Annotated in this window: 24 protein-coding genes; 8 read left to right on the top strand and 16 right to left on the bottom strand. The window is 64.9% G+C overall.

The genetic code is table 11. The features are described from left to right. Positions 1 to 662: 662 nt before the first annotated feature. Complete coding sequence (locus tag QX121_RS26045) at positions 663 to 2,831, top strand: malate synthase G (RefSeq protein WP_315775462.1); 2,169 nt, start codon at positions 663 to 665, stop codon at positions 2,829 to 2,831. Between the two features lie 72 nt (positions 2,832 to 2,903). Here the strand turns inward: QX121_RS26045 and QX121_RS26050 are convergent, their stop codons facing one another. After that, complete coding sequence (locus tag QX121_RS26050) at positions 2,904 to 3,059, bottom strand: Thivi_2564 family membrane protein (RefSeq protein WP_315734551.1); 156 nt, start codon at positions 3,057 to 3,059, stop codon at positions 2,904 to 2,906. Between the two features lie 174 nt (positions 3,060 to 3,233). Here QX121_RS26050 and QX121_RS26055 point away from each other — a divergent pair, with 174 nt between their 5' ends. After that, a complete protein-coding gene (locus QX121_RS26055) occupies positions 3,234 to 5,327 on the top strand; it encodes a HAMP domain-containing methyl-accepting chemotaxis protein (protein ID WP_315813389.1) in 2,094 nt (697 codons plus the stop codon). 13 nt (positions 5,328 to 5,340) lie between these two features. Here the strand turns inward: QX121_RS26055 and QX121_RS26060 are convergent, their stop codons facing one another. Further along, a complete protein-coding gene (locus QX121_RS26060) occupies positions 5,341 to 5,997 on the bottom strand; it encodes a DUF2865 domain-containing protein (protein WP_315813390.1) in 657 nt (218 codons plus the stop codon). A 15-nt stretch (positions 5,998 to 6,012) separates the two neighbouring features. Further along, the gene (locus QX121_RS26065) at positions 6,013 to 6,762 is read right to left on the bottom strand and encodes a L,D-transpeptidase (protein WP_315813391.1); all 750 of its coding nucleotides are present in this window, start codon (positions 6,760 to 6,762) and stop codon (positions 6,013 to 6,015) included. Positions 6,763 to 6,974: 212 nt separating this feature from the next. Here QX121_RS26065 and QX121_RS26070 point away from each other — a divergent pair, with 212 nt between their 5' ends. From QX121_RS26070 to QX121_RS26080, 3 genes are all read left to right on the top strand, one after another. After that, a complete protein-coding gene (locus tag QX121_RS26070; RefSeq protein ID WP_315813392.1) occupies positions 6,975 to 8,093 on the top strand; it encodes an AI-2E family transporter in 1,119 nt (372 codons plus the stop codon). A gap of 80 nt (positions 8,094 to 8,173) precedes the next feature. Beyond that, positions 8,174 to 8,545, top strand: coding sequence for a YqjD family protein (locus QX121_RS26075; protein ID WP_315734561.1), 372 nt, complete (start codon positions 8,174 to 8,176; stop codon positions 8,543 to 8,545). A 103-nt stretch (positions 8,546 to 8,648) separates the two neighbouring features. Continuing rightward, entirely contained in the window at positions 8,649 to 9,092 is a 444-nt protein-coding gene (locus tag QX121_RS26080; RefSeq protein WP_315813393.1) for a hypothetical protein, read from the top strand. A 73-nt stretch (positions 9,093 to 9,165) separates the two neighbouring features. On the opposite strand, the gene QX121_RS26085 is transcribed toward QX121_RS26080, so the two are convergent. After that, entirely contained in the window at positions 9,166 to 9,603 is a 438-nt protein-coding gene (locus QX121_RS26085) for a hypothetical protein (protein WP_315734565.1), read from the bottom strand. 420 nt (positions 9,604 to 10,023) lie between these two features. Here QX121_RS26085 and QX121_RS26090 point away from each other — a divergent pair, with 420 nt between their 5' ends. Then, positions 10,024 to 10,464: an energy transducer TonB gene (locus tag QX121_RS26090; RefSeq protein ID WP_315772607.1), complete on the top strand. Its 441-nt coding sequence runs from the start codon at positions 10,024 to 10,026 to the stop codon at positions 10,462 to 10,464. Positions 10,465 to 10,550: 86 nt separating this feature from the next. On the opposite strand, the gene QX121_RS26095 is transcribed toward QX121_RS26090, so the two are convergent. Then, on the bottom strand, positions 10,551 to 11,354 hold the full coding sequence (locus tag QX121_RS26095; RefSeq protein ID WP_315713838.1) for a response regulator: 804 nt from the start codon (positions 11,352 to 11,354) through the stop codon (positions 10,551 to 10,553). A 196-nt stretch (positions 11,355 to 11,550) separates the two neighbouring features. On the opposite strand from QX121_RS26095, the gene QX121_RS26100 reads away from it, so the two are divergent. Next, complete coding sequence (locus QX121_RS26100; RefSeq protein WP_315734569.1) at positions 11,551 to 11,787, top strand: NepR family anti-sigma factor; 237 nt, start codon at positions 11,551 to 11,553, stop codon at positions 11,785 to 11,787. Beyond that, a complete protein-coding gene (locus QX121_RS26105; RefSeq protein WP_006612137.1) occupies positions 11,788 to 12,336 on the top strand; it encodes a sigma-70 family RNA polymerase sigma factor in 549 nt (182 codons plus the stop codon). Between the two features lie 142 nt (positions 12,337 to 12,478). Here QX121_RS26105 and QX121_RS26110 read toward each other — a convergent pair whose 3' ends face one another. From QX121_RS26110 to urtE, 11 genes are all read right to left on the bottom strand, one after another. Continuing rightward, complete coding sequence (locus QX121_RS26110; protein ID WP_315813394.1) at positions 12,479 to 14,134, bottom strand: HWE histidine kinase domain-containing protein; 1,656 nt, start codon at positions 14,132 to 14,134, stop codon at positions 12,479 to 12,481. 292 nt (positions 14,135 to 14,426) lie between these two features. Further along, positions 14,427 to 15,050: an urease accessory protein UreG gene (ureG, locus tag QX121_RS26115; RefSeq protein ID WP_315753407.1), complete on the bottom strand. Its 624-nt coding sequence runs from the start codon at positions 15,048 to 15,050 to the stop codon at positions 14,427 to 14,429. 69 nt (positions 15,051 to 15,119) lie between these two features. After that, positions 15,120 to 15,848 carry an urease accessory protein UreF gene (locus QX121_RS26120; RefSeq protein WP_409999374.1) on the bottom strand — a complete coding sequence of 243 codons (729 nt, stop codon included), beginning with the start codon at positions 15,846 to 15,848 and terminating at the stop codon, positions 15,120 to 15,122. Beyond that, complete coding sequence (locus tag QX121_RS26125; protein WP_315783670.1) at positions 15,829 to 16,446, bottom strand: urease accessory protein UreE; 618 nt, start codon at positions 16,444 to 16,446, stop codon at positions 15,829 to 15,831. Before QX121_RS26125 ends, QX121_RS26120 begins: the two co-directional genes overlap by 20 nt. A 27-nt stretch (positions 16,447 to 16,473) precedes the next feature. After that, complete coding sequence (locus tag QX121_RS26130) at positions 16,474 to 16,773, bottom strand: putative quinol monooxygenase (RefSeq protein ID WP_315813396.1); 300 nt, start codon at positions 16,771 to 16,773, stop codon at positions 16,474 to 16,476. A gap of 47 nt (positions 16,774 to 16,820) precedes the next feature. Beyond that, positions 16,821 to 18,536, bottom strand: a complete 1,716-nt coding sequence (gene ureC / locus QX121_RS26135) for an urease subunit alpha (RefSeq protein WP_315813397.1) — start codon at positions 18,534 to 18,536, stop codon at positions 16,821 to 16,823. A gap of 54 nt (positions 18,537 to 18,590) precedes the next feature. Next, entirely contained in the window at positions 18,591 to 19,130 is a 540-nt protein-coding gene (locus tag QX121_RS26140) for an HD domain-containing protein (protein WP_315813398.1), read from the bottom strand. A gap of 3 nt (positions 19,131 to 19,133) precedes the next feature. Continuing rightward, entirely contained in the window at positions 19,134 to 19,439 is a 306-nt protein-coding gene (locus QX121_RS26145) for an urease subunit beta (RefSeq protein ID WP_315783675.1), read from the bottom strand. Positions 19,440 to 19,570: 131 nt separating this feature from the next. Next, the gene (locus QX121_RS26150; protein ID WP_015669637.1) at positions 19,571 to 19,873 is read right to left on the bottom strand and encodes an urease subunit gamma; all 303 of its coding nucleotides are present in this window, start codon (positions 19,871 to 19,873) and stop codon (positions 19,571 to 19,573) included. Between the two features lie 48 nt (positions 19,874 to 19,921). After that, on the bottom strand, positions 19,922 to 20,758 hold the full coding sequence (locus tag QX121_RS26155; RefSeq protein WP_315813399.1) for an urease accessory protein UreD: 837 nt from the start codon (positions 20,756 to 20,758) through the stop codon (positions 19,922 to 19,924). Between the two features lie 58 nt (positions 20,759 to 20,816). After that, a complete protein-coding gene (gene urtE / locus QX121_RS26160) occupies positions 20,817 to 21,512 on the bottom strand; it encodes an urea ABC transporter ATP-binding subunit UrtE (protein WP_315713826.1) in 696 nt (231 codons plus the stop codon). Positions 21,513 to 21,514 lie beyond the last annotated feature (2 nt).

The raw sequence follows: 21,514 nt of genomic DNA on the forward strand, positions 1-21,514 counted from the left end.
GTACGGTGGTGTGGGAGGGGTGGAGTCGCGAGACTCCCCCCTATCCCGATCAGCCTGCACCCGGCCTTCCCTGCGCCTCTCGTCATCGAGGGGCGGCACGTCAGCAAAGCTCGGACGCGATCACGCGCCGCGAGGACGAAGTCGCATGAGCCATCACCTCCACGAGCGATCACCTTCGTTGAGTTGTCCGCAGCCGTTTGGTGTACGTCGGAACGCCATTTGCGGCACGCTTTGCGTTGTCACCCTCCCCTGGAGGGGGAGGGTCGGCGCGCGTCGCGGCAGCGATGCGCGGCGGGGTGGGGTGATGCCACGCGCACCGGCGCTCGTGGAGAGATCACCCCACCCCGCCTCGCATCTCGCTTCGCTCGTTGCGAGTCGACCCTCCCCCTCCAGGGGAGGGTGGCAGCGTGCCCGATCCGAGAGCTCCGCACGGTTGTGGGCTCGCGGCCGAACTCTGAGGCGGTCCTGCGAAATTACTTGGCATCACTCCGCCCGGAACCAGCCCGCCTGTCCGCTGCCCCCCGACCAACTGCGATACCCCTCCCCCCTTTCGTGGCCCCCGCTTTGGCGCTAAATGCACTGCACACGCCGCCTTCGAGGCGGCCATTTCAGCACGCCAAGACACGCGCAACGTCGCCCTTATTCGAGAGAAACGTCTCATCATGACTCGTATCGACGCCCATGGACTGAAGATCGCCCCCGTCTTGTTCGACTTCATCGCCAAGGAGGCCACGCCGAAGACCGGGATCGATCCGGACGCATTCTGGGCCGGCCTCAGCGCGATCCTGCGCGATCTCGCCCCGAAGAACCGCGAGTTGCTCGCCCTCCGCAATGCCCTGCAGGACAAGATCGACGCTTGGCACCTCGCCAACAAGGGCAAGGCCTTCGACCTCGGCGCCTACACCGCGTTCCTGAAGGAGATCGGCTACCTGCTGCCGGAGCCCGCGACCCACAAGGTCGAGACCGCCAATGTGGACGAGGAGATCGGCAAGATCTGCGGCCCGCAGCTGGTGGTGCCGCTGACCAATGCCCGCTACGCGCTCAACGCGGCGAATGCGCGCTGGGGCTCGCTGTATGACGCGTTCTACGGCACCGACGCCATCCCGCACGATCCGAGCGAGTCCGGCAAGGGCTACAACAAGGCCCGCGGCGACAAGGTGATCGCCAAGGCCAAGGCGTTCCTCGACGCCGCCGTACCGCTCGCCACCGGCAGCCACACCGACGTGACCGCCTACAGCGTGATCGCCGGCCAGCTCTCCGCCAAGCTGAAGAGCGGCAACGCCACCGCGCTCAAGAACGCCGACCAGTTCGCCGGCTACCAGGGCTCGGCCGACGCCCCCTCCGTGGTCCTGCTCGCCAACAACGGCCTCCACGTCGAGGTCGTGATCGACCGCAGCCACATCATCGGCAAGGACGATCCGGCCGGCGTCTCCGACATGATCCTGGAGGCCGCAGTCTCGACCATCCTCGACATGGAGGACTCGGTCGCCGCCGTCGACGCCGAGGACAAGGTGCTGGTCTACCGCAACACGCTCGGCCTGATGAACGGCACGCTGTCGGCCGATTTCGAGAAGGGCGGCAAGACGCTCACCCGCGCGCTGAACAGCGACCGCAGCTACACCACGCCGTCCGGCGGGACGCTCACCTTGCACGGCCGCAGCCTGCTGCTGATCCGCAATTGCGGGCACCACATGTTCACCGACGCCGTGCTCGACGCCAAGGGTGAGGAGGTGCCGGAGGGCATTCTCGATGCCGCCGTCACCGGCCTCCTGGCGATCCACGACCTCAAGAGCAACTCCAAGGTTAAGAACAGCCGCACCGGCTCGATCTACATCGTCAAGCCCAAGATGCACGGCCCGGACGAGGTGGCGCTCACGGTCGAGCTGTTTTCGCGCGTCGAGAAGCTGCTCGGCCTGCCCGAGAACAGCATGAAGGTCGGCATCATGGACGAGGAGCGCCGCACCACGGTCAACCTCAAGGCCTGCATCCAGCAGGCATCGAAGCGCATCGTCTTCATCAACACCGGCTTCCTCGACCGCACCGGCGACGAGATCCACACCTCGATGGAAGCGGGTCCGATGATCCGCAAGAACGAGATGAAGGCACAGCCCTGGATCAAGGCCTATGAGGACTGGAACGTCGATATGGGCCTGATCGACGGCCTGCCCGGCCATGCCCAGATCGGCAAGGGGATGTGGGCGGCGCCGGACAAGATGGCCGACATGCTGGCACAGAAGATCGGCCACCCGCAGGCGGGTGCCACCACCGCCTGGGTGCCGTCGCCGACGGCGGCGACGCTGCATGCCCTGCACTATCATCAGGTCAATGTGCACGCCCGTCAGGAGGAGCTGGCGAAGGCGGGCCCGCGCGCCAAGCTCGGCGACATCCTGACCATCCCGGTGTCGCAGTCGAACTGGGCGCCCGACGACGTGCGCCAGGAGATCGACAACAACTGCCAGGGCATTCTCGGCTATGTCGTGCGCTGGATCGACCAGGGCGTCGGCTGCTCCAAGGTGCCTGATATCCACGACGTCGGCCTGATGGAGGACCGCGCCACCTTGCGGATCTCCAGCCAGCATCTCGCCAACTGGCTTCACCATGGGGTCGTCACCAAGGAGCAGGTGATGGATTCGCTGAAGCGCATGGCCGTCGTGGTCGACAAGCAGAACGCCGGCGACGCGCTGTATCAGCCGATGGCGCCGTCGTTCGACGGCGTCGCCTTCAAGGCAGCCTGCGACCTCGTGTTCGAGGGCCGCACCCAGCCGAACGGCTACACCGAGTACATCCTCACCGCGCGGCGGCGCGAGGCCAAGCAGAACGAGAAGGCTTAGGCCTGACGTCAAAAGCCCCGGCGATCCGCCGGGGTTTTTTTTGATCAGGCGAGAGGTAACATGATCCTCAGATCATATGACCGCGATGTAGCGAAGCAGCGAGATCACGCCGAGCACGATCACGACGACGCGGCAGATCTGCTTGGCGCGGCCGTCGATCGGCAACAGATTGATCAAATACAGAATGAGGATGACGACGAGGAAGGTGACGAGAGCACTGATGAGCATGGGAGTCCCCTGGGAGATGAAGAATGCGCTGGCGCTGTGGAGCTAACCCGCTCGGCGGCTTGCAGTTCCCGGGTCGGAACTTTGGCCACTCCGTTTTCTCCGTAGTTCCACGGACCTACCTTGCATTCAGTTCTTTACCGGTTTGCGGTCGAATGCCGGGAACCGGAGATCAAAATGCTGAATCGCCTGACCATTTCTTCATTGCTGAAGACGGTCATCGCCACCGCCGCCCTCGCCGTCATCGCCCTCTTCTCGCTGAACGCCTGGAATTCCTGGAGCAGGCTGCAATCTGCCCAGCGGATCGCACGCGTTGCCGAAGTCTCGGGCGTCTTGTTCAAGGCCATGAACAGCATGCGTAGCGATCGTTCGACCACGATCCGCGTGCTGAATGCCGATCAGGCCATGGATGCCGACACCGAGAAATTCCTGCGCTCCGCCCGTGGCATCTACGTCCCTGCGCTGGACCGCAGTCTCGATCTGCTGCAAGGCATCGACTTCCAACAGAACCAGAGCCTGGTTGCCGACCTCGACCGGCTCAACAAGACGCTGACCGCGGAGCACAGCGAGTTCTGGACCGAGATCGTCAAGCCGAAGGCGGCCCGCCGCGCCGGCCTGCCCAAGGAGTATGGCGAGACGTTCGACGCGCTACTGGTCCTGCTCGACAAGATTACGGTCAATATCGCCGCCAGCGTCAATCATCAGAGTGCGACCGTCGATCAGCTATTGATGATCAAGCAGATGGCCTGGCTGATGCGCAACACGGCTGGTGAAGCATCGCTCGTCGTCAGCAATGCGCTGACGGCCGGCAAGGTGTCGCCCGAAGCGGTGCTGGCCTACACCAAGCAGGTCGGCGGCGTCGATGCCGCGTGGAAGGCGGTCCAGCTCGCCACCTCCGGCATGAGCTTGCCGCCGGCGCTCTCCGCAGCGATGTCGGGCACGGAGCAGGCCTATTTCACGCCGGAGTATGCCGGCCTGCGCGAACGTCTGCTGGCAGCGGTGCAAAAGGGCGAGAAGCCCGAGCTGACGCCATATCAGTGGAGTCCGTTCTCCGTGAACAAGATGACGAGCGCGGTCGCCCTGGCCGAGGCGGCGCTCGACGCGGCCAAGGACCATTCCAGCGCGCAGCAGAGCACGGCGATGGAGTCTCTGATGCTCCAGCTGACGCTGCTGCTCCTGGCCGTCGCACTGGGCGGCGCAGCGATCGCCGCCGTGAGCGGCCGGGTGATCCGGCCGCTGCACCGGATGCGCGATGCCATGCTCGCGGTCGCGGGCGGCGATCTCGGCGTCGACACCGGCTACACCCAGCGGCAGGACGAGATCGGCGCGCTTGCCAACGCGCTCGAGACGTTCAAGCAGCAGGCCAAGGACAAGCTCGCGATCGAGGCCCAGGAGCGCGAGCGCAACGCCGCGACAGTTGCGCGCCAGCGCGCGATCGAGTCCTACGTCGCGGAGTTCGAAAGTCTGGTGCGCGGGTCGCTGGAGCAGCTCGGCCAGGCCTCCACCGACATGCAGGCCACGTCGGCCGGCCTCACCAACGTGTCGCGGCAAACCAACACCCGCGCCGAGGTCGCCGCGAGGGCTTCGAACGACGCCTCGATGAGCGTGCAGACGGTCGCCTCTGCGGCGGAGGAGCTGAATGCGTCGATCGCGGACATCTCCAAGCAGGCTTCCCATGCCGCCGGCATCGCCAGCCGCGCGGTCGAACAGGCCCGCATGACCGACGACACGGTGCAGGGGCTGGCGCAATCGGCGAACCGGATCGGCGAGGTTGTCGGGCTGATCAACAGCATCGCCTCGCAGACCAATCTGCTGGCGCTGAATGCCACCATCGAGGCGGCGCGCGCCGGCGAGGCCGGCAAGGGCTTCGCCGTCGTCGCCTCCGAGGTGAAGACGCTCGCGAGCCAGACCGCGAAGGCGACCGACGAGATTTCCGAGCAGATCGCCGACATTCAACGTGTCGCCAATGACGCGATCGACGCCATCAAGCGGATCGGCGGCATCATCGGCGAGGTCAACGAGGTGGCGACCGCGATCGCCGCTGCCGTGCAGGAGCAAGGCGCGGCGACACAGGAGATCTCGCGCAGCACCCAGTTCGCTGCAGATGGCACCAAGAACGTCTCCGACAACATCACCGGCGTGAAGTCAGACGCAGACGCGGCTGCGGCCGCCGCCGACAACGTGCGCAATGCCTCGGAGACGCTGGAGAGCCAGAGCAGAAATCTTGGTCATCAGGTCACGGACTTCCTCGGCAAGATCCGCGCGGCCTGACGGTCTCGCAGGATCAGTCGGACGCCATCACCGGCGCGCGCTCATACTTCGCGCGCAGCGCCGCGGGCGCCGGCGAGAAGTTCAGCTCGGCGCGCTTGCCGCTGCCGGTCCGGTTGGCGACCTTGAGGCCGTCGTCGCTGGCAACGACATCGCCCTTGCGCAAGGTCGGATCGTTGTCGATCGACACCTTGGCGAGGCCGAAATGGTCCTTGCCGTTGCAGGTGCAGCCGTCGACGATTTCGGTGCGATACTTGAATGCGTTGGGCAGCGCCGAATACGGCTTGCCGCCATCCGTCTCGGCGCCGTCGATCGAGCTGCCATAGACGATCTCGGTCTTGGCCGCCGGGCAAAAGCTGTTGCAGGCGGCCTCCTTGCTCTGGTCACCGGTGGCGCCGAGCGGGAAATAGCGGCCATCACAGGTGCGCACGCACCACGCGGTGCTGCCGCCACCGGAATAGACCGGCTGGCTGCGCGGCGCTGGACGCTGCACCGGCGGCGCCTCGTCGGCGAACGGCATCCGGATATAGGGCGCTTGGCGCTGCGGCGCATTGAAGCCGCCGAACAGCGCGGAGATAAAATCCTGCGCTCCCGCCGTGGTCGGCGCTGCCAACGCGCCCGCGGTTGCCATGGTTGCCACTGCGGTGGCAGCGAGGGCACGTCGGCCGTTCATGACACAACTCCCCGCTTAGTTGACGGCCGCAACCGGCAGCGACATCGCCTGCCGCCCCGACGGCAGCGACATCACGCGCGGCGCACGGCCGGCATTGGTGCGCGCCTGCAGCGAGGCGGCTTTCGGCAGCACGACGACCTTCGTCCCCACCTGCACCCGGCTGAACAGGTCGGAGACGTCCTCATTGGTCAGGCGGATGCAGCCCGACGACACGAATTTGCCGATTGTCGTGGGATCGTTGGTGCCGTGGATGCGATACTCGCTGGAGCCGAGATACATGGCCCGCGCGCCGAGCGGATTGCCCGGGCCGCCGGCCATGAAACGCGGCAGATAGGGCTGCCGCGCGATCATCTGCGCCGGCGGATGCCAGTCCGGCCACTCCGCCTTGCGTGTCACGGTCTGCACGCCGGCCCAGGTGAAGCCTTCGCGCCCGACGCCGACGCCGTAGCGCAATGCACGGCCGCCGCCGAGCACGTAGTACAGATAGGTGTTGCTCGTATCGATGATGATCGTCCCCGGCGCTTCCCGCGTATCGAGGTTGACGATCGTGCGGCGCAGACGGTCCGGCAGCCGGCTGTCCTCATCCTGCTCCACCGCAGATGCCGTCGCCTCGTCCGGCGGAAATGCCTGCTGCTCGACCGGCGCATATCCGAGAATCTGGGCGTGAGATACAGTCGCACCTGCGAGCAAGAGGACCGCGACGCCGGCGATCAGCGAAGCCGTCCGCCGCGAATTGCGGCGATGGCCGGAAGCGAGCTGTGTCATGGAATGCCCCTGTCATGCGAGCATCGCGGTGCGATGCGTGATTACCTTCCAAACGCCGAACGTCTCGTCGTAGTTCCGGCTTCGATGTGGTCGCCCTGCGTCAGTCAAGCGTGTGAGCTCTCACGTTTGCGCGACGGAACCGGATGCCCCCCCGGCTGTTAGATGACAAGTCACGCGAGCTGTGCGCGAACGACTCGATCGGGAGATTCATGGTGCGTGTACTTCCCACCGAGCGGCTGCTCGCCAGCGGGAACGACGATTCAGCCCTGAATGAAAGTCGCCAAGAATTACCTCCCGTGATCAGACGGGTTGACGTCGTCGCCATCGCTCTCATCATCCTCACGGCCGTCTGCGTGACGGGTGTCCTCTATGTCGCCCGGGGATTTTTTCTCCCGATCGTGATGGCGTTCGTGGTCGGCACCATGCTGTCGCCGGCCGCCAACTTTCTCGAACGCTTCCACGTGCCGCGCGGTGTGGGCGCCGTGCTGATCGTGCTCGCGGTTGCGGCAGGGCTCGCCTTCATCATCGGCCTGATCTCGGCGCCGGTGCTGGACTGGACCAATCGCCTTCCCGAGCTTGCCGCCACGCTCAAGTCGAAGCTGCACGTCTTCGATCGGCCGCTGGCGCTGTGGCACGAAATGCAGGCGGCCATCGGCGGCGGAAGCGCACCGGCCTCGGCCAGCCTGGAGCTGCCCAAATTCGATTGGGTTCAGCCGACGATCGAATTCCTGTCGCCGACCTTCACCGAATTCCTACTGTTCTTCGCCACGCTCGTGCTGTTCATCGCAAGCTGGCGCGATCTACGGCGGGCGCTGATCATGACCTTTGGTGATCACGAGGTCCGGCTGCGGACGCTCCGCATCCTCAACGAGCTCGAGCTGCACCTCGGCAACTACCTCCTGACGGTGACGCTCATCAACACCGGTGTCGGCATTGCAGCCGGCCTCGCCTGCGCCATCGCCGGCATGCCCAATCCCGCCGGCCTTGGGGCGCTTGCGGCGACGCTGAACTTCATCCCCATCATCGGGCCCATCGCGATGTTCGCGGTGCTCGTCCTGGTCGGCGCAATCGCATTCCCGACCTTGAGCGCCGGCATGGTCGCGCCCGCCATCTTCGCCGTGATCACCTTCCTGGAAGGCCACTTCGTCACGCCGACCATCATCGGCAGGCGCCTTGCGCTCAACGCACTCGCGGTGTTCATCGCGCTGGCATTCTGGACCTGGCTGTGGGGCCCGATGGGAGCCTTCCTCGCCTCGCCGCTCCTGATCGTCGCCCTCATCGTGAAGGAGCACCTGCTTCCGGACGATTCGCCGCAACTGCCGGCAGACTAATTCGGTTTCCACCGTCGGAACTTCGGCCGAGACCCAGCGTTTGTCGAGCAGACGCAATCACCTTGCTCCGGGAGCTTGCCATGCCACCGACTGACGGTGAGACCGCCCTGAAGGATCTCGTCGACAAAGCGAACTACGAACGCCTGCAGAAGGATGTCCACGCCGTGAAAAACGATATCGCAGCCCTCACCGAACAGATCACCGATGCGCTCAATGCTTTCGCCGGGCAGGCCAGCAAGCAGGCCCGCAGCGGCTATCGCCAGGCACGCGACAACGTGGACCAGACGTTCGACGACATGTCCGAGCGGGGCACCGCGATGTTTGGTGCAGCCCAGGATGCCGCAAACTCACTCGAGGAGCGCCTCGAGGACGTGATCTCCCATCGCCCACTTGCCACCGTGGGTCTTGCGCTCGGACTTGGATTCCTCATCGGCGCCGCTTGGAGACGCTAAGCGGCGGCCCCTGAAATCCAGAGGCTTGTCTTGTTTCGGCGCCGCGTCTTCGGCGCCGATTTGAGTTTGTTGCGCAGATGAATGAGACGCCGAGGGTAATGACATGCTGCAGCGCCTGATTGCGGACTTCCAGGAATCGACCGGGCATGCCGTTCGGCTCACGTCGCTCGCGATCGCTGCAGCGGTCGGACTGTTCGTCACCACGAGCTTTCTGTGCGCCGCAGCTTTCGTCGCCGTCCTGAATCGATACGGGCTCGTGGCCGCGTGCCTCACCGGTGCCGCCATCTTCTTCGTGGTGACGTTGATCGCCGCAATCAGCTACATGGCGCGCAAGCGCGCGATCGCGATCCGTGCCGCGCGGACCGCGGAAACGGCGCGGTCCGCGGTCCAGTCCGCTTTTGCAGACCCGATGTTGCTGGCGAGCAGCCTGCAGATCGTCCGCATGATCGGCATCAAACGGCTGATTCCCATTCTGGCTGTCGGCGGTCTGGCGCTCGGATTCATGGTCAGCCGCCAAGCGGCGGAGGAGCAAACGCCTGCGGAGTGAGGGCTGCCCTGACCGTCATTGCCCGGCGTTGATCGACTGCTTACGCCTCGGACCGGGTGCGGCGCTGCTGTAGCTAAGTCACACACCGTCCCGGTTGCAGGCGCTTGGCGATCTCCGTCAGTACCGACACCGACGGCTCGCACGCCACCGGGTGCTTGGCGGCCCTCTCGTTGCCGGTGGTGATGAGCTGCGATCCCTGCGGCGACGGCGGGGAGCCCGCGCTTACACCCGTGGGGTTGACGGGGAGCCGCACCAGGAAGGAGGTCTCCGCGAAAGCAGCCAGCTTGATCGACACAGTCTGTGACGGCGCCGCAGTACCGTTTTGGTTGGCGCGGTCAGACTTGGCGGCCCGGTTCACGTCATTCGCTGTTGCGACGATCGTCTCGCGAGTGGTGTTCTGAACCGCCAGGCCGGCGCCAAGATCATGGCCGGAAGCCAGTTGCATTGCGCCTACGAGCATGGCGGAAGCCGCAAGCGAACCCAAAACGACAACTTTCTTGGTCTGCGACATGTCTCTGCTCCCCTCGCCGCAAGGCGATCGGCATACCAACGTAAGTCGCAGGAACCGGGTTCTCGGTTGGGCAAATCACTTAACCGTGTGTAAACTGCGGCGACATTCTTCAGCTTTATGGCGTCAAAAAATTCGGTCTCACACGGAACGACTTTTCGGGTCACGCGTCATCTCGGCAGCCGGTTATTCCCCCTGCCCCATTGACCGGCGACGCGGGGCACTGCCGTGGTGATGCCGGCGGTGCCCCGCATTCTTTTCTGATCCAGCACTACCGGTCAGATCTCCGCCCACCCGTCGCGGCGCTTTATCCCCATTTCGTCTGAGGTATATGTTGGAGCGGCGCGGCTGACTTCATGGTCCGCGCGTGGGGACGAAATGCTGAGCACGTTGGATAGCGTCGGCGTATGGCGGGGGATTGGATTGGCTCTGGCTCTCGTAGGCCTCTTTCCTGCGATTGGAGCTGCCGAAAGCGCCAGGGACAATTGGATCAAGAGTCTGGTCGCGCAATTGAAGATTCAGCGCCGCTACCCGTTGCAGGCCTCGGGCGAGGGCGGAACAGCCAAGGTCCTGTTTCACATCGACCGCGAGGGTCATCTCATCTCGGCCGTGCTGGCGGAAACGACTGGCGATCCGGCGCTCGACCGGGAAGCGGTCGCCATGGTCGAGCGAGCCCAGCCATTTGCTCCACCGCCGCCGGAGCTGGCGGATGGTGATCTGACCTTTCTCGTGCCAATCGTCTTCGCGCCGCGGCGGACGTCTGAAATCTTCCAGCTCGACGAGAACAGGTTGAAGTTCCGAGAGACCAAGCCGAACGACGCGGTGCTAAAGGCACGGCTCGACGGCGTCTGCCGCGGCTGCTGATCTCGCCCTTTGTTGTTGGGGCTACAAACGAAGCCGGCGCGCTCCATGACGAACGCGCCGGGACGACATCGTACACCGTGACCTGATCAGGCCGCCGGCTTCGGCATCCGGTTGCGCGAGTTGCGCTGGAAGAAAAGAGCCTGGCTGGCGACTGCCGACACCATGGCCGGCTGGAACGGCTTGGAGATCAGGAACGCCGGCTCGGGCCGCTCACCGGTGAGGAAGCGCTCCGGATAGGCGGTGATGAAGACCACCGGAACCTCGAAGGTGCGCAGCAGCTCGTTCACGGCATCCAGGCCGGACGAACCATCGGCGAGCTGAATATCAGCCAGGATCAGACCGGGCTTCTTGTTCTTGGCGAGAGCCACCGCGTCGGCATGGGTTCGCGCCACGCCGATGACGTTGTGGCCGAGATTCTTGACCAGGCTCTCGAGGTCCATCGCGATGAAAGTCTCGTCCTCGATGATCAGCACATCGGTAGCGATTTCGGCAGCGAGCTCCCGTCCGGCGGCATCCGCCAGCCGGCGGGTTTCGGCAACGTCGATATCGAGGATGAAGGCCACTTCCTCCTCGGGAAAACCCTCGAGCGAGAGCAGCAGGAAGGCCTGGCGTGGCAAGGGCGTGATGTTGGAGAGCCGCCGCTCCGGCGGCATCGGCAGGGTCGCCACTTCGGCGTCGTCGTTGAGGGCCACCGAGTTCCAGATCTGCGTGAACAGCCGGAACAGCGCAGCCCGCGGTCCATAGCGCTCGTCCAGCAGAGCCGGATCCTGAATCAGGGCCTCGAGCATCGCTCCGACATAGGCGTCTCCGGAACCCTGGCTGCCGGTGAGGGCCCTCGCATACCGGCGCAACAGCGGCAAATGTTCAGCAACAAGCTGTGATCGGCTCATCCCCACTCCATTCGGTCATCTGGGCTTCCCGCCCGGGTTCCATCATGGGCTGATTACGCCCGAACCGACGAAAAGTTCCCCAAACGCGTGGAACTTTTGTCGCCCCGTCGCATTAGTTCCCGGCAGACCCTCTCGGTGGCGAGAATAATTCTTGAAGCTTCAGGGACTTAACTCTCGGGGAAACGTGGAAAAGGTCATGAAAGATGTAAAGTCTCAAGCCAGCAAGAATGCGGCACCGCGCAAGCCCGGCGGACTGAACGCGGAAATTCAATCCAGGATCGGTCATCAACTCCGCGCGATGTACGACGACGTCGTCCGTCAGGGAGTGCCGGACCGCTTCGCGGAGTTGGTGCGGAAGCTTGATGCGCCGGCAGCACAGTCCCACGTGGAAAACGGCGGGGGATCCAACGACCAAACCGACGGGAGGGAGTGAATGCCTCTCACTGATTCCTTGCGGGACGATATCCTCGCGGCCGTCCCCAGCCTTCGCGCATTTGCGATTTCCTTAAGTGGTAACAGCGATCGCGCCGACGACCTGGTGCAGGAAACCCTGCTCCGGGCGCTGGCCAACATCGACTCGTTCCAACCGGGATCGAATCTGCCTGCCTGGCTGTTCACGATCCTGCGCAACCTGTTCCGCTCCGACTACCGCAAACGCCGGCGCGAAGTGGAAGATGCCGAAGGCAACTACGCCAAGACGCTCAAGACGCATCCCTCGCAGGGCGCGCATCTTGAGTTCGAGGAGTTCCGTGCGGCACTCGAGAAGCTGCCTCAGGACCAGCGCGAGGCACTGATCCTAGTCGGTGCATCGGGCTTCTCCTACGAGGATGCGGCAGCGATCTGCGGCTGCGCGGTGGGCACCATCAAGAGCCGCGTGAACCGCGCGCGCTCGAAGCTGGCAGCGCTGCTCTATGTCGAAGGCGCCGAGGATTTCGGCCCCGACGAGACCGTGCGGGCGGTGATCGGCGGCAGCGGCGGCTGATCAGCCAAGCCGTCGCAAACAAGCCAGCAAAGAGGCGGCTCCCGAAAGAGCCGCCTCTTCTTGTTGTTGAACTTGTTGTTGTTGAACAGTTGCGCCGGGCATCGTGCGCCTTGATATCCTGTTCACTGACGAGCCCGGCGAGCTATCGCGGCGGATGCACCGGCGCGGAGAACTGCTCGGTGCGATCGCGCTCGGTCATGTCGATGACGGTCTCCATCGGAGCGGTCAGCTCATAGACATAGCTCGCCTCGGTGAAGAAGCGTTTTGACGTGCCACCGAGTGCTTCCGGCGCAACGCGATCGAGTAGGATCAGTCCGAAATCGCTGTCGGGCCGCCGCGTCGCTTCACTGGTATTCAATTCCTCCCAACGGAAGTGGAAGACGGCATTCGGCTCTTCGCCCGTCACCTCCCATCTGGCGGTGATGTGCGGGTGCTTTCCCACCAGCGAGAGGCCCTCGTCCGAGTGCGAGGCGAGTTCGAAGAACAGCAGCGAAAGGCTCTGCGCGGCACGCGCGCTCACGGTGATGTCGGGTCCGTTGACCGCAATCCTCTCGGCATGCGGGATGGCGCGAGCTTCGAACAGCCCGCGCAGCTGCACGCCTTGCCACTGGCTCTCGCTGAGCAGCGTGACGACGTTCGACATCGCATGGATCCGCCCGATCAGCAGCTCGCGCGCGACGTCCATGTCGCTGCCATGACGCAGCGTTCGCGTCACGATGGACTGGATCACCGCCAGGATGTTCTTGACCCGGTGGTTCAGCTCGTCGATGACCGCCGTCAGTCGGCGCTCGAAGCCGATCCGCACCTGGATTTCGCGGCTCAGGCGCAGATTGTTGTAGGCGACGTAGCCGAACAGGCCGCAGATGATGCCGGTGAGCGCCATCCCGATGACGCCGACGATCGCCGCGGTCTGTTGCGCACGCCGGACCGCATTGCTCTTGGCGTAATAGACCAACGACCAGTCGTGATTGCCGAAGGCCACGGTGCGGGTCGACGACGGAGCAGGATCGTCCGGCCCGCGGGTCCGGCTCGTCACCGCTCCCTGATCATTGGCAACCAGCTCGTCCGACGCGTTGCGCGGGTCCTTCAACGCCACCGAGAACAACGACAGATCGTCATTGGTAAGCAGCAGCGGCCCGATCTCGTACGAAAACGTCACGAAGCCCGCCGGTGCAGTCGCGCCTTGCGGGACGACCGGGGCTGCCAGCACGATCCCGATCGGACCATCGCTCCGCACCAGCGGGGTGGGATCGGACGCAACCGGCTTGCCCTCAGCCATGGCCCGCGCGAGCATCGGTCCGACGATCGGCTGCCGGTCGAGGGCAATACCAGGAAGCTTGGAGGTCTCGGCGTTGCGTGGCTCGAGATCCATCAGAACGTCCAACGGACGATCGACGTTCGGCCCGAGCGGCATGTCGTCGAAATTGCGAATGGTCGGATTCGGGAAGCCAGCCTGGCGCAGCTCGGCTTGCGCGATGGGGAGCTCATCCGGCCGCAGCCGTGCGATCCACGATGCCACCACGAAGTCGGTCTTGAACGCGTAGATCGACGATCGCAGCGGCTCCAGCATATTGGCCTTGATCACGGAGGGAGCGCGGAACAGCCCGGAGGCCACCCGGGCCAGCAGCTCACGTTCGGTCAGCCGGTCCTGCACCAGGCTGGCATGGACGTCGATGGCGCGGGCCAGCGCAATGCGATCGAGCGCCAGCTCCTGGTCATGTACGCGGTAGGCAGCCAAGCCGGATAGCGCCGTCCCGAGCAGCGCGATCAAACCGATGATGACACCCAGCCGGAGCACTCGTTCACTCTGAAGTAAAGGGTTGGCGAAGGAGGAGACGAGTCATCCAATAACCGGGCCTGCAACTCAAGGACGCACCTCGGGCGATCGGAAGTGATCGGAGCGATCAGCGGATAGCGATCCCAGGATACCGGTGCATCGGCGCCGAGACGCCTTGGGCAAGGCGCACCCCGGGTCGAGGCAACACCCGAGGGCTCAAGTTGTTCCGGCCGGATGAGGCTTTTTTGCGTCGGTCATTGCAGCAGACGCATCGAGCAACGAAGAGCCGTGCGACGCAGATCAGTCCCCGCGCTCAGGCCGACGGCTTCAGACCGCCCTTGGCTTCGATGAAGCCGATGATCCGGTCAAGCCCCTGGCTCTTCTTCAGGTTGGTCATGACGAAGGGCCGTGCGCCGCGCATGCGCTTGGCATCCGTCTCCATCTTCTCCAGAGAAGCGCCCACATGGGGCGCCAAGTCGATCTTGTTGATCACCAGAAGGTCGGAGCGGGTGATACCCGGCCCGCCCTTCGACGGGATCTTGTCGCCCGCCGCGACGTCGATGACATAGATCGTGATGTCGGCCAGTTCCGGCGAGAACGTTGCCGCGAGGTTGTCGCCGCCGGACTCGATCAACACCAAGTCGAGCCCAGGAAACTTCGCGCGCATGTCGGCCACGGCTGCGAGGTTCATGGACGCGTCCTCGCGGATCGCGGTGTGCGGACAGCCGCCGGTCTCCACGCCGGCAATACGATCCGGGGTCAGCGATCCCGAGCGAACGAGAAACTCCGCGTCCCACTTGGTGTAGATGTCGTTGGTGATCGCGGCGATGTCGTAGTTCTCCCGCATCGATTTGCACAGGAGATCCATCAGCGCAGTCTTGCCGGACCCGACTGGGCCACCGACGCCGACGCGGAGCGGACCGTGAGACGATGCCATGTCATCTACCCTTCTATCGTTCGCGCGACCGCGCGGGGCCGTGATCGGAGCAACCCTTGCCCCGCTTCATCACGACCGAAACAGCCTTGTATATTGCGTCTCGTGATGAAGGCTGGCGAGATCGGCGCGGAATGTTGCGCCGCCGATGTCGTCGAGCGAGGCGAACAGAGCGCGGTCCGCCGTCGCGGCGACGACAGGTTCCAATGCGGCGAGCACGCGCTGGCTGTCGGTCTGCCCCAACGGTACGAGACGGCTGCCGGCGGAAATCCAGTTCGACGTGACCGCGTGCAGAAAGCCGTACAGCAGGGCTGCCAGAGGAACGCCATGAAGCGCGCCGACCAGCCCCACGGCGACCGGGTAGACGATGGTCTCGCATTGCGCCACCGCCTCGTCGAGACCTGCGCTGTTCCAAGCTGACCGCGCGATCTCGACGAAGGCACGGCCCTGCGCGGTGGTTTCGAGCTGACGTTCGCGCGACGGTACGAAAGCCGCCGCGAACTCGGCCACCTCGCGGAGGCTGGTCCTGTCGTCCCGCTCGACCGCGCGATACGCGTGCGCGAGGAAAGCCGCATCGCAGAAGCCGGAGCCATTGGTCAGCATCGTCGCAAGCCAGCCGCGCAGCCCCGCCGCATCGCCAATGTCGCCCGCCTCGACGGCCCATTCGATGCCGCTCGAATAGGAGAAGCCGCCGATCGGAAACGCCGGCGACAGCCACGTCAGCAGCCGATACAGCGCGGCCGAATCCGCGGCGCTGATCGAGGCCGGCCGAAGCTCTGGCTCATTTGTGCTCGTGAGCATGGGAATGACCGTGATCGTGATGGTCATGGCCGCAGTGCTCGTCATGCACGTGATGATCATGCGCGTGGCCGTGGTCGTGGCCGTGATGCGCATGATCGTGCCCGGCATGATCGTGATGATGATCGTGGCCGTGGTGATCATGATCATCATGGCCGTGCGCATGGCTCGGCTCGGCGTAGGCACCGCCTTCCGGATCGAACGGCGCCTCGATCTCGATGACACGCGCGCCGAGACCCTTGACCATGGCCTCGATCACGTGGTCGCGGCGGATGCGCAGGCTCTTGGCCAGGATCTGCGTCGGCAGGTGCCGGTTGCCGAGGTGCCAGGCCAGCCGCACCAGGTGATGCGGATCAGCGGCGCGGATCTCGAGCAGCGGCTCGGCCGCCGCGACGACCTCGATCAGCCGGCCGTCCTCCAGCACCAGCGCATCGCCACCGCGCAGTGCGGTGGCGTGCTCGAGGTCGAGCAGGAACTCCAACCCGCGCGTTCCGGTCATGGCCAGCCGCCGCCGATGCCGGTCGTCGAAATCGAGCAGGACGGAATCGGCGGCAGCCTCTTTCCAACGATGCTGCCCAAGCACGCGTGTCGCGCGGATCATGCTGAAACCCTCATTCTCTTTTTCCGCTCAGCGGACATCGACCTTCTCAGGCGTGATGATCTCGATCTTCGGCGGGGCCGACATGCATTTGACCGCGACGCGCCCGAACGTCTTCATGTGCTCGGTCGCGCGGTGCGGCACCAAGGCCTCGGCGTTCTCCCACTGCTCGACGAACACCATCTTGCTCGGATCGGTGATGCTCTCATGCAAATCATAGGCGATATTGCCGGGTTCTTTGCGGGTCCCCGCAATGCAGGCGGTCGCAGCGGCGATGAATTCCGCACGGGTTTCGGGCTTGATGGTCAAGGTGGCAACGACATAGATCACGAACACGTCCTCCCGGTACTTTTCTGGTTCTGGTACCGGGCGGAAGCTTAGTACATGAAGTAGCGCTGCGCCATGGGCAGCACCTCGGCCGGCTCGCAGGTCAGGAGCTCGCCGTCGGCGCGCACCTCATAGGTCTCCGGATCGACCTCGATGTTCGGCGTCGCATCGTTGTGGATCATGCTCTTCTTCGAGATCCTGCCGCGGGTGTTCTGCACTGCGTAGAGCTTCTTCGAAAGGCCAAGCTTGCGGGCGAGTCCGCCGGTGACGGCCGCCTTCGAGGTGAAGATCACGGACGATGCCGTCAGCGACTTGCCGAAGGCGCCGAACATCGGCTGGTAATGCACCGGCTGCGGGGTCGGGATCGAGGCGTTGGGATCGCCCATCGGCGCCGCGACGATGGTGCCGCCCTTGATGACACAGTCCGGCTTGACGCCGAAGAAGGCGGGCGACCACAGCACGAGGTCGGCGAGCTTGCCCTTTTCGACCGACCCGATCAGCTTCGACACGCCATGCGCGATCGCCGGGTTGATCGTGTATTTGGCGATGTAGCGCTTGACGCGGAAATTGTCGTTGTCCTTGCCCTTGTCTTGCGGCAGCGCGCCGCGCTGCTTCTTCATCTTGTCGGCGGTCTGCCACGTCCGGATGATGACCTCGCCGAGCCGGCCCATTGCCTGCGAGTCCGATGACATCATCGAGAGCGCGCCGAGATCGTGCAGGATGTCCTCCGCCGCGATCGTCTCCTTGCGGATGCGGCTTTCGGCAAAAGCGAGGTCCTCCGCGATCGACGGGTCGAGATGGTGGCACACCATCAGCATGTCCAGATGCTCGTCGATGGTGTTGCGCGTGAACGGCCGCGTCGGATTGGTCGAGGACGGCAGCACGTTCTTCAGCCCGGCGACCTTGATGATATCGGGCGCATGCCCGCCGCCGGCGCCTTCGGTGTGGAAGGCGTGGATGGTGCGGCCCTTGAAGGCCTTGATGGTGTCCTCGACGAAGCCGGATTCGTTGAGCGTGTCCGAGTGCAGCATCACCTGGATGTCGTGATCGTCCGCGACCGAGAGACAATTGTCGATCGCCGCCGGCGTCGTGCCCCAGTCCTCGTGCAGCTTCAGCGCACAGGCGCCGGCCTTGATCATCTCGACCAGCGCCGCGGGGCGCGAGGCGTTGCCCTTGCCGGAGATGCCGAGGTTCACGGGGAACGCGTCGAACGACTGCATCATCCGCCCGATGTGCCACGGGCCGGGCGTGCAGGTGGTCGCGAAGGTCCCGTGCGAGGGGCCGGTGCCGCCGCCGAGCAGCGAGGTGACGCCTGACATCAGCGCGTGCTCGATCTGCTGCGGGCAGATGAAGTGGATGTGGCTGTCGAAGCCGCCGGCGGTGAGGATCTTGCCCTCGCCTGCGATCACGTCGGTGCCCGGGCCGATCACGATGGTGACGCCGGGCTGGATGTCCGGATTGCCGGCCTTGCCGATCGCAGAGATCATGCCTTCCTTGATCGCGACGTCGGCCTTCACGACACCCCAGTGATCCACGATCAGAGCATTGGTGATGACCGTGTCGGCGGCGCCCTGCTTGTTGGTCGCCTGCGACTGGCCCATGCCGTCACGAATGACCTTGCCGCCGCCGAACTTCACCTCCTCACCATAGGTGGTGAAGTCCTTCTCGACCTCGATGATCAGGTCCGTGTCGGCGAGCCGGACCTTGTCGCCGGTGGTCGGGCCGAACATGTCGGCATAGACGGAACGCTTGATCTTGACGGACATCGATGGCCCCCACTCAGCTCTGCTTGTCTTGATTTCGAGACGCTGGCGAACCGCTCACAGCGTCCCCCGCGCGTTGGCAACCGTCTCGTCGAACAGCGCATCGAGCCGCACGTTCACGCCGCGGCAGCCGGCGACGACCTGCTCGGCCCAGCCAAGATACTCCATCAGCTCCAACTGCTGCTCGAGGTCCGGCTCGAAGAAGATGCGCGCGCGGATATTGCTGATCTTGTCGGCGATCTTGATCTGCTTAGCACCAGCCGATTTGCCGGGAGCCGCGATGACCTGGACCGCGCGCCGCTCGCTCTTCGGCAGGGTCATGTCGTCGGTGACCTCCTCCACCATCCCGGCGACGCGCGGGCCGAAGCGCTGCGTCAGCTCGTCGTGGGTGGTGTCGGTGTCCTCGATGGTGTCGTGCAGCCAGCCGGCCGCGACGAGCTCGGCGTCCTCGCCGTCGCAGGTTGCCGACAGGATGTTCGCGACCTCGGCGAGATGATTGATGTAAGGCTCCTCGTCGCGGCCCTTGCGCTGCTGGCCGGCATGACGGCGCGCCGCCAGTTCGGCGGCTTCGGAGACGAGGCGTAATCCGGTCAGCATCGTCTACAGCTTGCCCATGACGTCGCCGCGGAAGCCGTAGACGGTGCGCTTGCCGGCGAGCGCGACCAGTTGCACGTCGCGGGTCTGGCCTGGCTCGAAACGCACGGCCGTGCCGGCCGCGATGTCGAGGCGCATGCCGCGGGCTTTTTTCCGGTCGAATTTCAGCGCCGGATTGGTCTCGAAGAAGTGGTAGTGCGAGCCGACCTGGATCGGCCGGTCGCCGGTGTTGGCAACCGAAAGGGTCACGGTCTTGCGGCCGGCATTGAGCTCGATGTCGCCGTCCTGGATGAAGAGTTCGCCGGGGATCATGAGTTACCTCGCAGGTTTCCACTGCGTCATGGCCGGGCTTGACCCGGCCATCCACGTTTTTCCATTCAGATCGAACAGCGTGGATGCCCGGGTCAAGCCGGGGCATGACGACCGAAAGAGTTGGGCTCGCTTCACCGGATCGGCTCGTGCACCGTGACGAGCTTGGTGCCGTCCGGAAACGTCGCCTCGACCTGGATGTCATGGATCATCTCGGGGATGCCGGGCATCACCTGGTCGCGGGTCAGGACCTGGGCGCCGGCCTGCATCAGCTCGGCCACGGTGCGGCCGTCGCGCGCGCCTTCCAGGATGAAATCGGAGATGATCGCGACCGCCTCGGGATGGTTCAGCTTGACGCCGCGCTCGAGTCTGCGGCGCGCCACGATGGCCGCCATCGAGATCAAGAGCTTGTCCTTTTCGCGGGGAGACAGGTTCATGCGGACTCTCTGGTGATCGTCTTCTGGTATTCGTCGGTTTGTAAACGTCTAGTTGAGCCACAACCGCGGCAGCGGTTTATTCGAAGCACAGCCGAGCACCGCCATCATGTCGGCGCGCAGACTCGCGGCATCTTGGGCACAGAAGCGCGCCATTGCAAATCCATTCCAGGCCGACAGCCCGGCCTCGCCCCGGAAGGCCGGCAGGCTCTCCCTGATACGCTCGACCAGTGCGGCGTCCCCGGGCACGATAAGCGCGGTCCCGATCGCCGCGCCGCCCTTGGCGATGGCGGGCTGCGCAAGCTTTGCGCCGATGTCGCCGTCGAGGCGGATCGTTTCGGCGAACACGAGCTTACCGCCGCGCCGAACCCGCCAGCGATCGACGAACTCGCCCTCCCGCATCGTCTCCCCCATGGCTGTGCGCCCGAACACGACGATCTCGCAGAGCAGGAGGGAGGCGGTATCGGCAAGGTCGATGTCGATGCGGCGATGGATACGGGCGCGGTCGAACAGGATGGTCTCCTGCGGCAGCCAGGAGATGTGCGCGTTCGCCGCGGCCGTCAGCGCAATGTCGAGCTCCGCCGGCTTTCCGGCCGCGCGGTAGACCTTTTCCGCTGCGGCGCTCGAGAGCGTCACGCGGCTGTCTTCGCCGGCCGCGACCTCGATTGCGAAACGATCGCCGCCGGCGATTCCGCCCGCGGTGTTGACGAACATCGCCGACAGACCGTCGTCCTCGGGCGAGGGAAAGCGCACCCGCAGCGAGCCGGATTCATGCAGATGATGGCGCCGCGTCATGCCGTCCTGCAGCCGCACGTCGAAGCGCACCGCGCCTCGGGCGCGGTTGGCCTCGAAGATGTCGGCAGCGGCGCTGGCGGGATCGGCCCGCATCGATCCCCTCCCCTGGGACCAGACGCGGGCGAGACCGCGTCGAGAACCTACGTGATGATCAGAGCGCCATCTGGCGGCTGATCTCGGCCTGATCGAGATTGGCGCGGGTGCAGGTGAACTTCACCGCGCCGCGATCCATGACGGCGAAGTTGTCGCCGAGTTCGCAGGCAAAGTCGAGATACTGCTCGACCAGGACGATCGCGATGTTGCCGAGATTGCGCAGATACGAGATCGCCCGGCCGATGTCCTTGATGATCGAGGGCTGGATGCCCTCGGTCGGCTCGTCGAGAAGCAGGAGCTTTGGCCGCATCACCATGGCACGGCCGATCGCAAGCTGCTGCTGCTGGCCGCCGGAAAGATCGCCGCCGCGGCGGCCGAGCATCGATTCCAGCACCGGAAACAGCGAGAACACGTCGTCCGGGATGCTGCGATCGCTGCGCTTCAGCGGTCCGAAGCCGGTCTTGAGGTTCTCCTCCACCGTGAGCAGCGGGAAGATCTCGCGCCCCTGCGGCACGAAGCCGATGCCCTTGCGCGCCCGCTCATAGGGCTTGAGATGGGTGATGTCGGCGCCGTCGAAGGTGATGCTGCCGGAGGCCAGCGGATACTGCCCGACCAGCGCCCGCAGCAGTGAGGTCTTGCCGACGCCGTTGCGTCCGAGCACGCAGGTGACCTTGCCGGGCTCCGCCGCGATCGAGACGCCGCGCAGCGCCTGGGCGGCGCCGTAATAGAGGTTGATGTCCTTGACGTCCAACATCG

Origin of the sequence: Bradyrhizobium sp. SZCCHNR2028, from assembly GCF_032380995.1 — a bacterium.
In the GTDB taxonomy this organism is placed as follows: Bacteria; Pseudomonadota; Alphaproteobacteria; order Rhizobiales; family Xanthobacteraceae; genus Bradyrhizobium.